Genomic DNA, 13,550 nt, shown 5'->3' with positions numbered 1-13,550 from the left:
GGGGACAGATCGTGACGATCAAGTCTTTGGGATATCTGCGTATCGAGGCCACCGATGTCGGTGCCTGGCGCGAGTACGGGCTCAAGGTTCTCGGCATGGTCGAGGGAAGCGGCTCGACAGAGGGCGCGCTGTATCTGCGGATGGACGAGTTCCCCGCGCGGCTGATCATCGTTCCCGGTGAGCATGACCGCCTGCTCGAATCCGGCTGGGAGACCGCGAATGCCGCACAGCTGCAGGACATCCGTTCTCGGCTGGACATGGAGGGAACGCCCTACAAGGAGGCGACCGCCACTCAGCTCGCCGACCGGCGCGTCGACGAGATGATCATCTTCGACGACCCGTCGGGCAATACGCTCGAAGTGTTCCACGGCGTCGCGCTGGAGCACCGTCGCGTCGTGAGCCCGTACGGCCACAAGTTCGTCACCGAAGAGCAGGGCCTCGGTCACGTGGTGCTGACGACCCGCGACGACGCCGAGACGCTGCACTTCTACCGCGACGTTCTCGGATTCTTCCTGCGCGACTCGATGAAGCTGCCTCCGCAACTGGTGGGCCGTCCCGCCGACGGCGCGCCGGCGTGGCTGCGCTTCCTCGGCGTGAATCCCCGCCATCACAGCCTTGCGTTCATGCCCGGCGAAACCCCCAGTGGCATCGTGCATCTCATGGTCGAGGTCGGCGAAGCCGACGACGTGGGTCTGTGCCTGGACCGCGCGCTGCGCCGCAAGGTGAAGATGTCGGCCACACTCGGTAGGCACGTCAACGACAAGATGTTGTCCTTCTACATGAAGACGCCCGGCGGCTTTGACATCGAGTTCGGTTGCGAGGGGCTCGAAGTCGACGACAAGGACTGGGTGGCCCGCGAGAGCACGGCCGTCTCGCTGTGGGGGCACGACTTCAGCGTCGGCTTCAAGTAGACGTGTCGAATCCTCCGATCGACCCGCGCACGTTCCGGAATGTGCTGGGGCAGTTCTGTACCGGCATCACCGTGATCACCACCGTGCACGACGGTGCCCCTGTTGGGTTCGCGTGCCAGTCGTTCGCTGCGCTGTCGCTGGAGCCGCCGCTGGTGCTGTTCTGCCCGACCAAGGTTTCGCGGTCCTGGGCGGCCATCGAGGCGAGTGGCAATTTCTGCGTCAACATCCTGCACGAGAACCAGCAGCACGTGTCGGCCCGCTTCGGATCCCGGGAGCCGGACAAGTTCGCCGGAATCGACTGGAGCCCTTCGAAGCTCGGCTCCCCGATCATCGACGGGTCGTTAGCGCACATCGACTGCTCGGTGCATTCGGTGATCGACGGCGGTGACCACTTCGTGGTGTTCGGTGCCGTGCACTCGCTCTCGGACGTCCCGAAGAAGAAGCCGCGACCGCTGCTGTTCTATCAGGGCCAGTACACCGGCATCGAGCCCGAGAAGAACACACCTGCCGACTGGCGCAACGACCTCGAAGCCTTCCTCACCGCGACCACCGACGACACCTGGCTTTAGCTCGCGCGCTCCCCGGCCTCGGCGAGCAGCGTCGCGACGATCATGAGGTGCGCTGCGAGCGCTCGGTCCCACAGGAATCGCGCCACGGCGCCGTCCACGCGCACGAACGTGGCGAACACGACACCTTCGCCGGTTACCCGTGTGACCAACTCGCCTGTCAGTCCGGTGAACGAATCACTTTGCAGCCGAATGTATTCGGCGTCGTCGTGGGCTACCGACCAGCCGGCGACGGCATCGCGGTCACCGTACTGGAGCTTGATGCCGAGCAGTGTCCATCCGGCGCGCAGACTGAGCGCCCGCGTCGCCGAGACGTTTTCGAGGATCTCCCTGGCCCACTGCTGCGGGCTGCGCCGAGCATCGGTGCGCAGGAGATGGACATCGATGTGATCGATGACCTCGAGCGTCGTGCACGCCAGAAGCGCGTCGTCCGGTTCGATGCGGTCCACGGTCATCGACTCGTCTCCCATGATAGATACAGAACAGTACTGTATCTATCGTAGGATGGATGTCATGCCACCGCCAGTGCGTACGCCCAGAGAGGCGTGGATCGATGCGGGGCTCGCCGTGTTGGCGCAGGACGGTCCCGACGCCGTTCGGGTCGAAGTGCTCGCGAAGCGGCTCGAAGTCACCCGGGGCGGCTTCTACCGGCAGTTCGGGAGCCGGGGTGAACTGGTCGACGCAATGCTCGACACCTGGGAGCGGCGCAGCATCGACGACGTTCGACGACGTGTCGAAACAGAGGGCGGCGACGCGCAGAGCAAGGTCCGCAAAGCCGGCATGCTGACGTTCTCGCCGGAGTTGCTTCCGCTGGATCTCGCCGTGCGGGATTGGGCGCGCCGCGACGACGTCGTTGCCGCGCGGCTGCGCCGGGTCGACAACCGCAGAATGGATTATCTGCGGGAACTGATCGCAACGATGTCCGGCAACGAGACCGATGTCGAGGCGCGGGCTCTGCTCGCGTTCTCCCTCGTCATCGGAGACCACCTGATCGCCGCGGACCATCCGCGCAGCACTCGCCGTCGCGTCGTGGAGGATGCCGCGCGTCTGCTGCTCGGCTCCTAATCACACGGGTGTGATTCATCCCCACTGTGCACAACTGCTGTGGATAACTCGCTGTCAGCCCAGCTGACCTGTGATGAAGTCGGTGACTGTGGCTGCCACAGCACGATGCTCGGTCTCGTTCAGGATGTCGTGTCGCAGACCGTCGAACGCCGCCAACTGCAGCGGGCCGATCTGGTCTGCATAGGCGGCCACCGCGCCGATCGGGGCGATCGGATCGATGACGCCGTGCACCGCCAGCGTCGGCACCGCCAGTGACGGCAGTTCCGCGCCGAACCGGTCCCAGGCGCGGTCGAGTTCACGGGCCAGAGCCGTGCCGTCGGCGTCGACGAACGCCAGCGGATCGTTGATCATCGCGTCGATGTAGAACGGGTCCGCAGACAGCCAGTCGGGGTCCAGGTCGAAGGACGTGTCCGTGTCGAGCAGTTCGGATATCGGTGCCAGCGGCGCGCCCGAGACGACGCCGGCCAGGTATCGCTCGGGATCGTCGAGCAGCCGGAAGAGGGTCACGATCGAGCCAAAGGAATGGCCCTGGGCGATCAGCGGGACGCCGCGCTGAGCAGCCAGCTCGGTGAGTTGATCGGCCAGTGCTGAGCTGTCCTCGATGGTGCCGAAGTCGCCTCGGTCGCCGGGGCTGAGCCCGTGCCCGAATTGGTCGACTGCCCACAGGTCGATGCCGGCCGCGTTCAGCGCGAAGCCGTAGCGGTGATAGACGCCGGTGTGTTCGCCGAAGCCGTGCAGGAAGACGACAGCGGCGGTGGGATCGTCTGCGGCCCAGTGACGGTAGTAGGCGCGTCCTTTGTCTGTGTCCAGAAATGGCATGGCACAACGCTAATGCCGACCCAGCAGCACATCCTGCTGATCGGCGACCCGATCTCGAATCGCGCCGACGACGGCGGCCACTTCGGGCCTGCGGAGGGTCTCGGCGCGGGTGACGAGCCAGTACGTCAGCCGGATCGATACCTCGGCGGGCAGGACACGGGCAAGGTCGTTGTGCCGGTCGGCCATGAAGCAGGGCAGCAGTCCGATGCCCGCCGACGCCCTGGTCGCCTCGACGTGGACGAAGACGTTCGTCGACGTCACGGACTCGCGCATCGCCGGGGCGAAGCTGGCGGCCAGATCCAGGTCGTCGACCTGCAGCATCGAGTCGATGAAGTAGACGAGCGGAAACCGCTGCAGATCGGCGACATCGGTGGGGGAACCGCGCTCGGCGAGGTAGCTCTGCGAGGCGTAGAGGCCGAGGCAATAGTCACCCAGGCGCAGCGCCTCGGCACGATGCACCTTCGGCTCGCCGACGACCACCTCGATGTCGAGGCCCGATCGTTGCTGGGTCGCGCGACGCGTCGCGGCGACGATCTCCACCGCCACCTTGGGATGCTCGCGCTGCACCGCCGCAGCCGCAGGCGCGGCGATATAGGCGGAGAAACCGTCGGTCGCCGAGATCCGGACGACGCCTTCCAGCGTGCGGTGCCCGGCGGCATCGCTGGTCAGTGATCGGACCGCGGACTCGACGGCCTCGGCGGCGGCCAGCGCTTCGCGGCCGAGCTCGGTGAGCTCCCAGCCGCCCGCCACGCGGGCGAGAACGCGTCCGCCCACGGCCGCCTCGAGCGCGGCGATACGGCGGCTGATCGTCGTGTGGTTGAGCCCGAGTTCGTCGGCCGCGGCGGTGTATTTCCCTGTCCGGCCCACCGACAGCAGCACCAGAAGGTCATCGGCGCTGGGCCGTCGCACGGGAGACACCATGTCTGCATTTTTGCAGATACACGGTGCAGTTTTGGCCATTGCTGCGGTGGGTAGCTGCATGAATACTCACTACATCTGTGGCGGTCATCACAAGGAGGGATGCGGCGATGAGCACGCAACAAGAGTCTCGGTCCGACGGACCGGGCTCGATCTCGAAAGGTCTCAAACGCGTCGTCGCCGCCTCCATGGCGGGCACGGTCGTCGAGTGGTACGAGTTCTTCCTCTACGGCACCGCGGCCACGCTGGTGTTCAACAAGGTGTTCTTCTCCGAGACCACCAGCGAGCTCAACGCGATCTTCCTGGCTTTCGCCACCTACGCGGTCGGATTCGTCGCGCGCCCGGTCGGCGGCGTGGTGTTCGGGCACTTCGGTGACAAGTACGGCCGCAAGAAGCTGCTGCAGTTCAGCTTGCTGCTGGTCGGCGTGGCCACCTTCCTGATGGGCTGTCTGCCGACGTTCGGGCAGATCGGCTACTGGGCGCCGGGATTGCTGGTGACGCTGCGCTTCATTCAAGGCTTCGCCGTCGGAGGTGAGTGGGGCGGCGCGGTGTTGCTCGTCGCCGAGCACAGCCCCGACAGGCAGCGCGGGTTCTGGGCCAGCTGGCCGCAGGCCGGCGTGCCGATGGGCAACCTGCTCGCCACCGTCGTGTTGCTGATCCTGACCGGAACCCTCTCCGACGATGCGTTCCTGTCCTGGGGCTGGCGGGTGGCCTTCTGGCTTTCGGCCGTGGTGGTGCTGATCGGCTACTACATTCGCACCAAGGTCACCGACGCCCCGATCTTCGTTGCGGCACAACAGGAAGCGGAGCGGATCAAGGCGTCGTCGTACAGCGTCATCGAGGTGCTGAAGCGTTATCCGCGTGGCGTGTTCACCGCCATGGGTCTGCGCTTCGGCGAGAACATCATGTACTACCTGGTCGTCACCTTCACGATCACGTATTTGAAGGTGCAGGTGGGCACCGACACCAACTCGATCCTGCGGTACCTGCTCGTCGCGCACATCGTGCACTTCGCGGTCGTGCCACTGGTCGGCCACCTGTCGGACCGCTTCGGCCGTCGACCCGTGTACACCGTCGGGGCCGTCCTCGGCGCGACGTGGGGCTTCTTCGCCTTCCCGATGATGAACAGCAACAACTACGTGATCATCACCGCGGCGGTCACTCTCGGCCTGGTCATCCACGCCTTCATGTACGCGCCGCAGCCGGCCATCATGGCCGAGATGTTCCCGACCCGGATGCGGTATTCGGGTGTGTCCCTTGGTTATCAGGTGACATCGATTGTCGCCGGGTCGCTGGCACCGCTCATCGCGGTCAAGCTGCTGGACATCTACGACTCGCCGGTTCCCATCGCGATCTATCTGGCGATCGCGTGTGCCATCACGCTGGTGTCGGTGGTGGTGGCCCGGGAGACCAACGGGCTGGATCTCAAGACGCTCGACGTCGCCGACGCCGAGGACGTCGCGCGATCCGAGAGCAAGGCGCGCGCCGTATGACCGATCTGAACGGGCGCACCGCACTGGTGACCGGCGGTGCCAGCGGAATCGGTGCGGCCTGCGCACGGTCGCTGGCGGCCGCCGGCGCTACGGTCACCGTCGCCGACATCGATGACGTCGGCGCGAAAACCGTGGCTCAGGAAATCGGCGGAACTTCCTGGACGCTGGACCTTCTCGATGTCGAGGCGTTGGAATCGCTGTCGTTGGAAACCGACATCCTGGTCAACAATGCCGGCGTTCAGAGCATCAGTGAGATCGCCCAGTTCCCGCCGGAGAAGTTTCGGTCCATGCTGGCGTTGATGGTCGAGGCGCCGTTCCTGTTGATTCGGGCCGCGCTTCCGCATATGTACCGCAATGAGTTCGGCCGGGTCATCAACATCTCGTCGATCCACGGTCTGCGCGCGTCCCCCTTCAAGGTCGCCTACGTTACCGCCAAGCACGCGATGGAGGGGCTGTCGAAGGTCACCGCGCTCGAGGGAGGACCGCACGGGGTGACCAGCAATTGCATCAATCCCGGCTATGTCCGCACCCCGCTGGTGACCAAGCAGATCGCCGACCAGGCCAGAACACACAACATCGGCGAAGATCAGGTGGTGTCGGACATCCTGCTCAAGGAGAGCGCGGTGAAGCGACTCGTCGAGCCGGATGAGGTGGGCTCGTTGGTCGCCTGGCTCGCGTCGCCCGCTGCCGGCATGGTCACGGGTGCGTCGTACACCATGGACGGCGGATGGAGCGCCCGATGACGGCAGTGGCGGCCACACCGCAGTGGACCCCCACCGAGCAGGACGTCGACAGCGCTATCGTCACCGACTTCGCCCGCTTCGTCGCGCGGCGCACCGGCACGCAGTTCCCGGACTACCACGCCCTCTGGCAGTGGTCCGTGGACGACATCGAAGGGTTCTGGGCGGCGCTCTGGGACTACTTCGAGCTGGGGCAGCGTCCCGGGCGCGTCCTCGAAGACGCCGAAATGCCGGGAGCCCGCTGGTTTCCCGGAGCGACCTTGAACTACGTCGACCAGGTCGCGCGCCATGCGCGCACCGACCGCCCGGCGATCCTCTACGTCAGTGAGGACGCGCCCGACCGTCAGGTCTCATGGGCTGAGCTGCTCGGCCGCTCGGCGGCGTTCGCGGACAAGCTGCGAGCCGCGGGTGTCCAGCCCGGAGACCGCGTCGCGGGCTATCTGCCGAATAACCCCGAGGCGGTCATCGCGTTCCTCGCGACGGCCAGCCTCGGCGCGGTGTGGAGTGCGTGCGGCCAGGACTACTCGGCCAGAGCCGCGCTGGACCGTCTCGGCCAGCTGGAACCGAAAGTACTTGTGGCAGCTGACGGTTACGTGTTCGGCGGGAAGTACCGCGACAAGCGCGACGACGTGGCCACGCTCCGTGACGGACTGCCGACGCTGGCCGCGACATTCACCGCCGACGATCTCGCCGACAGCAGCGACGATACGTTGCGCGGTGCCGCGGTGCCGTTCGACCACCCACTGTGGATCCTGTTCTCGTCGGGGACCACCGGCTTGCCCAAGGGCATTGTGCACGGTCACGGAGGTGTGGTGGTCGAACATCTCAAAGCCGTTGCGTTGCAGTCCGATATCGGCCGCGCCGATACCTTCTTCTGGTTCACCAGCCCCAGCTGGATGATGTGGAATTTCCAGATCGCCGGGCTGCTGGTCGGAGCGACCATCGTGTGCTACGACGGCAGCCCGTCGGCGGGTCGCCCGGATGCGTTGTGGGAAATCGCCGCCCGGGTGCGCGCCACAGTTCTGGGCACAAGTCCCGGGTATGTTCTCGGATGTATGAAGGCCGGTGCGGAACCGGCGGAGAAGCATGACCTTTCGGCGCTGCGCACCGTCGGGATCACCGGGTCGTCGCTGCCGGCGACGACGTCGGAGTGGCTGGCCGACCATGTCGGAGTTCAGGTCGCGTCTATCAGCGGAGGCACCGATGTGGTGTCGGCGTTCATGGGCGGAGTGCGTACGGTGCCGGTATGGCCCGGCGAATTGTCCGCCCCGTTCCTGGGTGTGGCCCTCGACGCATGGGACGAATCGGGCCACCCCGTGCGCGGCGAGGTGGGCGAACTGGTCATCACCCGACCGATGCCGTCTATGCCCGTTGGCTTCTGGCGCGATGACGATGGAAGCCGTTATCGAGAAGCCTATTTCGAGATGTTCCCTGGCGTCTGGCGCCACGGCGACTGGATCACCCTCACCGACCACGGCAGTGTCATCGTGCACGGCCGTTCGGATTCGACTCTCAATCGGCACGGCATCCGGATGGGCAGCGCCGACATCTATCAGGCCGTTGAGAGCCTGCCCGAGGTGGTCGAGGCGCTGGTGATAGGCGCGGAGCAGCCCGACGGCGGCTACTGGATGCCGCTGTTCGTCGTGCTTGCCGAGGGCGTCGAACTCACCGACGCGCTGAGCGAGAAGATCGACGATGCCGTGCGCACCGAAGTGTCGCCCCGTCACGTTCCGGACGAGATCATCGTCGCCCCAGGAATTCCCCATACCCGCACCGGCAAGAAGCTGGAGGTTCCCGTGAAGAAGCTCTTCCAGGGCGGGGACCCAGCCAAGGTGGTCGAACGCAGCGCTGTCGACGATCCGGCGCTGCTGGACTGGTACGTCGCGCAGCGACGCATCTGACTCAGCGCAGCGTCAGATCCGCGGCGGCGTGGTATTGCTCCAGTACCTGGGGGGTCGCGTCGGCCTCGTAGCGGACGGCCGAGTCCGTCGACCACTGCGGGGGCGATGCATCGCCGGAGAGCACCCAGGCGGCCTGTCGCGCCGCGCCGAGGGCGACGTACTCGGCGGGTGGGGGCACATCCACGGCTCGGCCGAAGACCGCGGGGGCGATTCGCTTCACGGCCTCCGAGCGCGCCCCGCCGCCGATGAGAATAATTCGATCGGCCTCGACACCCTGCTCATTGATCTTGTCGATGCAGTAGGCCATCGAGCTCAACAGGCCCTCGACCGCCGCGCGGGCGATGTTGGCGGAGTTGAGGTTCCGCGTGGTCACGCCGTGGAGCGCGCCGGCTGCACGCGGCAGATTGGGCGATCTCTCGCCCTCGAAGTAGGGCACCAGGACAAGGCCGTCCGCGCCCGCCGCGGCGGACAGCGCCAGCTTGTCGAACTCGTCGAAGCCCACCTGCAGCATCGCTGCGACCGCGGCGAGGACGGGCGCCCCGTTGAGCGTGCACACCAACGGCAACTGGCGTCCGGTGGCATCGGCGAAACCGGCGACGATGCCCTCCGGATCGTGCGACGCCGCATCGCCCACGGCGCTGACCACTCCCGACGTTCCCAGCGACACGACACAGTCGCCGCGCCCGGCGGATAATCCGAGGGCCGCGGCTGCGTTGTCGCCCGCTCCGGGCCCCAGCACGGCGCCGTGCGGCGTCTCGCCTGCCGATTCGTTCGGTCCGAGCACGCGCGGCAGTGCGGGACTGCGACCGCGGAATGCGAGTTCGAGCAGATCGTCCTGGTAGCTGCTGCTTTCGGCCGCGAAGTAGCCGGTGCCGCTGGCGTCGCTGCGGTCGGTGCAGAGGTCGGCGATGTCGGCGGAACCCCGCAGGCGCCATGTCAGCCAGTCGTGGGGGAGGCAGACCGCGGCGGTCGCGTCCGCATGCTCCGGTTCGTGGTCAGCGAGCCAGCGCAGTTTGGTGGCGGTCACCGCTGCGACGGGAACGACGCCGGTGCGACGCGCCCACTCGGCGGGACCGCCGAGTTCCCCGACCAGCTGCTCGGCAGCCTCACCTGATCGAGTATCGTTCCACAGCAATGCCTCTCGGACGACGTGGCCTGCGGAGTCGAGGCATACCATGCCGTGCTGCTGCGCGCCCACCGACACGGCGGACACATCGTCGAGTCCGCCGGCCGATTCGACGCTGCGCTGCAGGGCGTCCCACCAATGCCGGGGGTCGACCTCCGTGCCGTCCGGATGCGGGGAGCTTGCCGAGCGCACCACCTTGCCGGTGTCCGCATCGCAGATCTGGACCTTGCACGACTGGGTCGATGAATCGATACCCGCCACGAGTGCCATTTCTAATACCTTCCTGGATCGAGGAGTACGGGCGCGAAGGCCAGTTCGGCCGCGCCGATGACCAAGGTGTCCGCGCCGAGGGTGGCGGGCACGACGCGGACGAGGTCGCGCGGTGCGCCCATGCTGCGCCGGGTGAGCTCTTCGTGCAGGGCCGCCGCGGCGAAGGCCGGGAAGACGCGCAGGAATCCGCCGAGCACGATCAGGCGGGGGTTGAGCATGTTGATCGCATTGCCCAGAGCGATCGCCAAAGACTTTGCCTGCCGGTTCAAGACGTCGCGCTCTGCGTGAGTGTGCGCGGGCGGATCGGCATTCGTGTCGCCGTCCAGGTCGGCAAGCAGACGTGCCAGAGGCGCCTGGGTGACCTCGGTCTCCAAGCACCCGATGCTGCCGCAGTGGCACTGTTCGACGCCGCCGACGTAGGTGTGGCCGAGTTCGCCCGCATAGCCCGCGACGCCGTCGAGCAGCCCGCCCGCGACGACGAAGCCGGCACCGATACCGCTGGGCCCGCCGTTGACGTAGATCATGTGCTCGGCGTTCTGGTGTTTGCCGAACAGGTGCTCGGCGATCGCCCCGGCGTTGGCGTCGTTGGCCGCGTACACAGGTAATCCCGTTGCAGTGCTGAGCATCTCGCCGATCTTGACGTCATGCCAGTCGAGATTCGGGGCGAGCTGCACCATGGACTCGGGTGCATGCACAAGACCGGGGACCGCGACGCCGACGGCCGTCACCAGCTGTTCGTCGCTCAGGGTTCGGCCGATGTCGGCGATAGCGGCGGCGGCGATGGTAACCATCTCCGCGGGTGTGGGAATTCGATCGGTCGGCTGTCGGATGACGTCGAGCACTGCGCCGCCGAGCGAGACGACGCCCACGGTCACCGCGTCTACCTCGGGTGTAACGGCGATGGCGAGCACCCGGTTGCTGGGACGCACGATGGGGCTGGGCCGCCCGACTTGCGACACCGACGGCGCCGGTGATTCCTCGACCAGACCCCGCTCGACGAGCTCTTCGACGAGATCTTTTGTGGTGGAACGTGACAGGCCGGTGTGTCGGGTGAGGTCGGCGCGGCTGAGTGCGCGATGGCGGTGGACCAGCGTCAAGACGCTGGACAGGTTGCGCCGCCGGACGTCGTCGGTGCTGGTGCCGACCCCCGTTGTGCGGCCCGGCGCTCGGCGCGCGTCCGGGCGCTCTTCGGTCGGTTTCACCGGCCTCCCGTCCTTTGATTCGGCCTTGACAGTGTCGCAGGCCACATTTTATGTTCGCACAGAGAACAAAAGCATATTTCTCCGCCCGTGGCGCCCATTTCCGGCAGCCATGATTCCCGAGGGAGTACCCGATGACCGTCCTGGACTCCGCTGCCACCGCAGCGGACGATCTGACACCGCGTCTGTCCGACAAATTCTCGTTCGGACTCTGGACGGTCGGCTGGCCCGGCGTCGATCCGTTCGGGGTGGCCACGCGGCCTGCGGTGGATGCGGTGGATGCGGTCGAGCGGCTCGCTGAACTGGGCGCGTACGGCGTGACGTTCCACGACGACGATCTGTTCGCGTTCGGCAGCTCCGACGCCGAGCGCAGGCAGGCGATCGACCGCTTCAGCTCTGCGCTCAGCGCGGCCGGCCTCGTCGTGCCGATGGTGACGACCAACCTGTTCACCCAGCCTGTCTTCAAAGACGGCGGGTTTACCAGCAATGACCGCTCGGTGCGCCGTTACGCGCTACGTAAGGTGCTGCGCAACCTCGACCTTGCTGCAGAACTGGGCGCGCAGACATTCGTCATGTGGGGCGGTCGCGAAGGGAGCGAATACGACTCCGCCAAGGATGTCCGCGCGGCGCTGGACCGCTATCGCGAAGCGCTGGACCTGTTGTGCCAGTACGTGATCGACCAGGGCAGCGGATTGAGGTTTGCGATCGAACCGAAGCCGAACGAACCGCGGGGTGACATCCTGCTGCCGACCGTCGGACACGCGCTGGCATTCATCGATACCCTGGCCCACCCCGAGATGGTCGGCGTCAATCCCGAGACCGGCCACGAGCAGATGGCCGGACTGAACTTCGTGCACGGCATCGCGCAGGCGCTCTACAGCGGCAAGCTGTTCCACATCGACCTCAACGGGCAGCGAGGCATCAAGTTCGACCAGGATCTCGTGTTCGGCCACGGCGACTTGGCCAACGCGTTCGCTCTGGTCGATCTACTCGAGAACGGCGGACCGGACGGTGGGCCCGCCTACGACGGGCCGCGGCACTTCGACTACAAACCCAGCCGTACCGAGGACGTCAGCGGCGTGTGGGCGTCGGCGGCAGCCAACATGCGGATGTACCTGTTGCTGCGCCGGCGCGCGGCCGCGTTCCGGGCCGACCCCGCCGTGCAGGAGGCGATGGCCGCGGCCAAGGTCGCCGAACTGCGTACCCCCACGCTGAACGACGGGGAGTCCTATGCCGATCTGATCGCTGACCGCACGGCGTACGAGGACTTCGACACCGGCGCGTACTTCGGCGGAAAGGGTTGCGGCTTCGTCACTCTGAATCAGTTGGCCATCGAGCATCTGTTGGGCGCACGGTGAACCGTCCTGCCCCGGCAATCGGTCAAAGCAGACACAGCGTGATCCAGCTCACGCTATATGTGAAACCAGGCAACAAAATGTGTCACGACGTGTTCGGAGGAATTCTGTGAAGCGAACCAGCACCCTGCTCGTCACCGCCGTCGTGGGAATCAGCATGGCGCTGACTGCGTGCGGCTCCAATACCGATTCGCAGTCTGCCGAGGGCGGAGGCGGCGGCAAGGTCGGTGTGATCCTGCCGGACACGAAGTCGTCGGTCCGATGGGAGACCAAGGACCGGCCCGCGTTGGAGGCCGCGTTCAAGCAAGCCGGCGTGGAGTACACGATCCAGAACGCCGAAGGATCAGCCGACACGATGGCCACCATCGCCGACGGCATGATCGCCGACGGTGTCACGGTGCTCGCCATCGTCAACCTCGACTCTGACAGCGGCGCCTCGATCCAGGAGAAGGCCGCCGCCCAAGGCGTGAAGACCATTGACTACGACCGCCTTACCCTCGGTGGGTCCGCGGATGTGTACGTCTCGTTCGACAACAACGTCGTCGGCGAACTCCAGGGGCAGGGACTGGTCGACTGCCTCGGCGGCAGACCCGCAAATGTGGTGTTCCTCAACGGATCTCCGACCGACAACAACGCGACGCTGTTCAGTGCGGGTGCACACTCGGTGGTCGACAAGACACCGTCCATCACCATCGTCGGTGAGCAGGCGGTGCCCGATTGGGACAACGACAAGGCCGTGACGATCTTCGAGCAGCTCTACACGGCTGCCGACGGACGGGTCGACGGGGTGTACGCCGCCAACGACGGCCTCGCGGGTTCGGTGATCTCGATCCTGGAGAAGAACAAGCGCGCAGGCCAGGTACCGGTCACCGGCCAGGACGCCACTGTGGAAGGCCTGCAGAACATCCTTGCGGGCACGCAGTGCATGACCGTCTACAAGTCGGCTACCGAAGAGGCCAATGCGCTTGCCGAGGTGGCGATCGCGTTGGCCAATGGCGAGGAGCCCAAGACGACGAGCACCTCGCGGGATGACACGGGCGGCCGCGATGTGCCGTCGGTGCTGTTGACGCCGAAGTCGGTCACCAAGGACAACATCGGCATCGTCTTCGACGATGGCGGGCAGTCCAAGGAAGAGGTGTGCGCGGGTCAGTTCGCGGCGATGTGCACAGCTGCGGGAGCCTGACCGC

13 protein-coding genes are annotated in these 13,550 nt (G+C 66.3%); 8 read left to right on the top strand and 5 right to left on the bottom strand.

Annotated elements, in window-relative coordinates:
• Nucleotides 1-11: 11 nt before the first annotated feature.
• Complete coding sequence (hsaC, locus tag AWC12_RS14815) at nt 12-911, top strand: iron-dependent extradiol dioxygenase HsaC (protein ID WP_085175205.1); 900 nt, start codon at nt 12-14, stop codon at nt 909-911.
• A 2-nt stretch (nt 912-913) separates the two neighbouring features.
• Entirely contained in the window at nt 914-1,480 is a 567-nt protein-coding gene (hsaB, locus tag AWC12_RS14810) for a 3-hydroxy-9,10-secoandrosta-1,3,5(10)-triene-9,17-dione monooxygenase reductase subunit (RefSeq protein WP_024446842.1), read from the top strand.
• Here the strand turns inward: hsaB and AWC12_RS14805 are convergent.
• Nucleotides 1,477-1,947, bottom strand: coding sequence for a hypothetical protein (locus AWC12_RS14805; RefSeq protein WP_085175203.1), 471 nt, complete (start codon nt 1,945-1,947; stop codon nt 1,477-1,479). The two genes, hsaB and AWC12_RS14805, sit on opposite strands and share 4 nt — an antisense overlap.
• A gap of 43 nt (nt 1,948-1,990) precedes the next feature.
• On the opposite strand from AWC12_RS14805, the gene AWC12_RS14800 reads away from it, so the two are divergent.
• Nucleotides 1,991-2,542, top strand: a complete 552-nt coding sequence (locus AWC12_RS14800; RefSeq protein WP_024446840.1) for a TetR/AcrR family transcriptional regulator — start codon at nt 1,991-1,993, stop codon at nt 2,540-2,542.
• A 54-nt stretch (nt 2,543-2,596) separates the two neighbouring features.
• On the opposite strand, the gene AWC12_RS14795 is transcribed toward AWC12_RS14800, so the two are convergent.
• Nucleotides 2,597-3,361, bottom strand: a complete 765-nt coding sequence (locus tag AWC12_RS14795; RefSeq protein WP_085175202.1) for an alpha/beta fold hydrolase — start codon at nt 3,359-3,361, stop codon at nt 2,597-2,599.
• Between the two features lie 9 nt (nt 3,362-3,370).
• Nucleotides 3,371-4,321 (bottom strand): LysR family transcriptional regulator, encoded by a 951-nt coding sequence (locus tag AWC12_RS14790; RefSeq protein ID WP_234814032.1) that lies wholly within the window; start codon nt 4,319-4,321, stop codon nt 3,371-3,373.
• 68 nt (nt 4,322-4,389) lie between these two features.
• On the opposite strand from AWC12_RS14790, the gene AWC12_RS14785 reads away from it, so the two are divergent.
• Genes AWC12_RS14785 through AWC12_RS14775 form a run of 3 tightly spaced genes read left to right on the top strand, consistent with a single transcriptional unit; the run spans nt 4,390 to nt 8,413 of the window.
• Nucleotides 4,390-5,772 carry an MFS transporter gene (locus AWC12_RS14785; protein ID WP_085175198.1) on the top strand — a complete coding sequence of 461 codons (1,383 nt, stop codon included), beginning with the start codon at nt 4,390-4,392 and terminating at the stop codon, nt 5,770-5,772.
• Nucleotides 5,769-6,515: a 3-hydroxybutyrate dehydrogenase gene (locus AWC12_RS14780; protein WP_024446836.1), complete on the top strand. Its 747-nt coding sequence runs from the start codon at nt 5,769-5,771 to the stop codon at nt 6,513-6,515. The genes AWC12_RS14785 and AWC12_RS14780 overlap by 4 nt, the downstream gene beginning before the upstream one ends.
• On the top strand, nt 6,500-8,413 hold the full coding sequence (locus AWC12_RS14775) for an acetoacetate--CoA ligase (RefSeq protein ID WP_085175196.1): 1,914 nt from the start codon (nt 6,500-6,502) through the stop codon (nt 8,411-8,413). Before AWC12_RS14780 ends, AWC12_RS14775 begins: the two co-directional genes overlap by 16 nt.
• 1 nt (nt 8,414) lies before the next feature.
• Here the strand turns inward: AWC12_RS14775 and xylB are convergent, their stop codons facing one another.
• Nucleotides 8,415-9,809 carry a xylulokinase gene (gene xylB / locus AWC12_RS14770; protein WP_024446834.1) on the bottom strand — a complete coding sequence of 465 codons (1,395 nt, stop codon included), beginning with the start codon at nt 9,807-9,809 and terminating at the stop codon, nt 8,415-8,417.
• Nucleotides 9,810-9,811: 2 nt separating this feature from the next.
• Nucleotides 9,812-11,011 carry an ROK family transcriptional regulator gene (locus AWC12_RS14765; RefSeq protein ID WP_051226709.1) on the bottom strand — a complete coding sequence of 400 codons (1,200 nt, stop codon included), beginning with the start codon at nt 11,009-11,011 and terminating at the stop codon, nt 9,812-9,814.
• 131 nt (nt 11,012-11,142) lie between these two features.
• Here AWC12_RS14765 and xylA point away from each other — a divergent pair, with 131 nt between their 5' ends.
• Nucleotides 11,143-12,366, top strand: coding sequence for a xylose isomerase (gene xylA / locus AWC12_RS14760; protein ID WP_085175194.1), 1,224 nt, complete (start codon nt 11,143-11,145; stop codon nt 12,364-12,366).
• 106 nt (nt 12,367-12,472) lie between these two features.
• Entirely contained in the window at nt 12,473-13,546 is a 1,074-nt protein-coding gene (locus AWC12_RS14755; protein WP_085175192.1) for a sugar ABC transporter substrate-binding protein, read from the top strand.
• The last annotated feature ends 4 nt before the right edge of the window (nt 13,547-13,550 follow it).

This window comes from Mycolicibacterium iranicum (genome assembly GCF_002101705.1).
In the GTDB taxonomy this organism is placed as follows: domain Bacteria; phylum Actinomycetota; class Actinomycetes; order Mycobacteriales; family Mycobacteriaceae; genus Mycobacterium; species Mycobacterium iranicum.
Note: the sequence above shows the minus strand (reverse complement) of the source record. Positions and strands in the feature narration are given on the sequence as shown.

Bases quoted from the DNA above. Each gene is read 5' to 3' on its own strand.
- AWC12_RS14780 (WP_024446836.1), top strand. From the start codon at position 5,769: ATGACCGATCTGAACGGGCGCACCGCACTGGTGACCGGCGGTGCCAGC.
- AWC12_RS14800 (WP_024446840.1), top strand. From the start codon at position 1,991: ATGCCACCGCCAGTGCGTACGCCCAGAGAGGCGTGGATCGATGCGGGG.
- xylB (WP_024446834.1), bottom strand. From the start codon at position 9,809: ATGGCACTCGTGGCGGGTATCGATTCATCGACCCAGTCGTGCAAGGTC.
- AWC12_RS14775 (WP_085175196.1), top strand. From the start codon at position 6,500: ATGGAGCGCCCGATGACGGCAGTGGCGGCCACACCGCAGTGGACCCCC.
- AWC12_RS14785 (WP_085175198.1), top strand. From the start codon at position 4,390: ATGAGCACGCAACAAGAGTCTCGGTCCGACGGACCGGGCTCGATCTCG.
- xylA (WP_085175194.1), top strand. From the start codon at position 11,143: ATGACCGTCCTGGACTCCGCTGCCACCGCAGCGGACGATCTGACACCG.
- AWC12_RS14790 (WP_234814032.1), bottom strand. From the start codon at position 4,321: ATGGCCAAAACTGCACCGTGTATCTGCAAAAATGCAGACATGGTGTCT.
- AWC12_RS14805 (WP_085175203.1), bottom strand. From the start codon at position 1,947: ATGGGAGACGAGTCGATGACCGTGGACCGCATCGAACCGGACGACGCG.
- AWC12_RS14795 (WP_085175202.1), bottom strand. From the start codon at position 3,361: ATGCCATTTCTGGACACAGACAAAGGACGCGCCTACTACCGTCACTGG.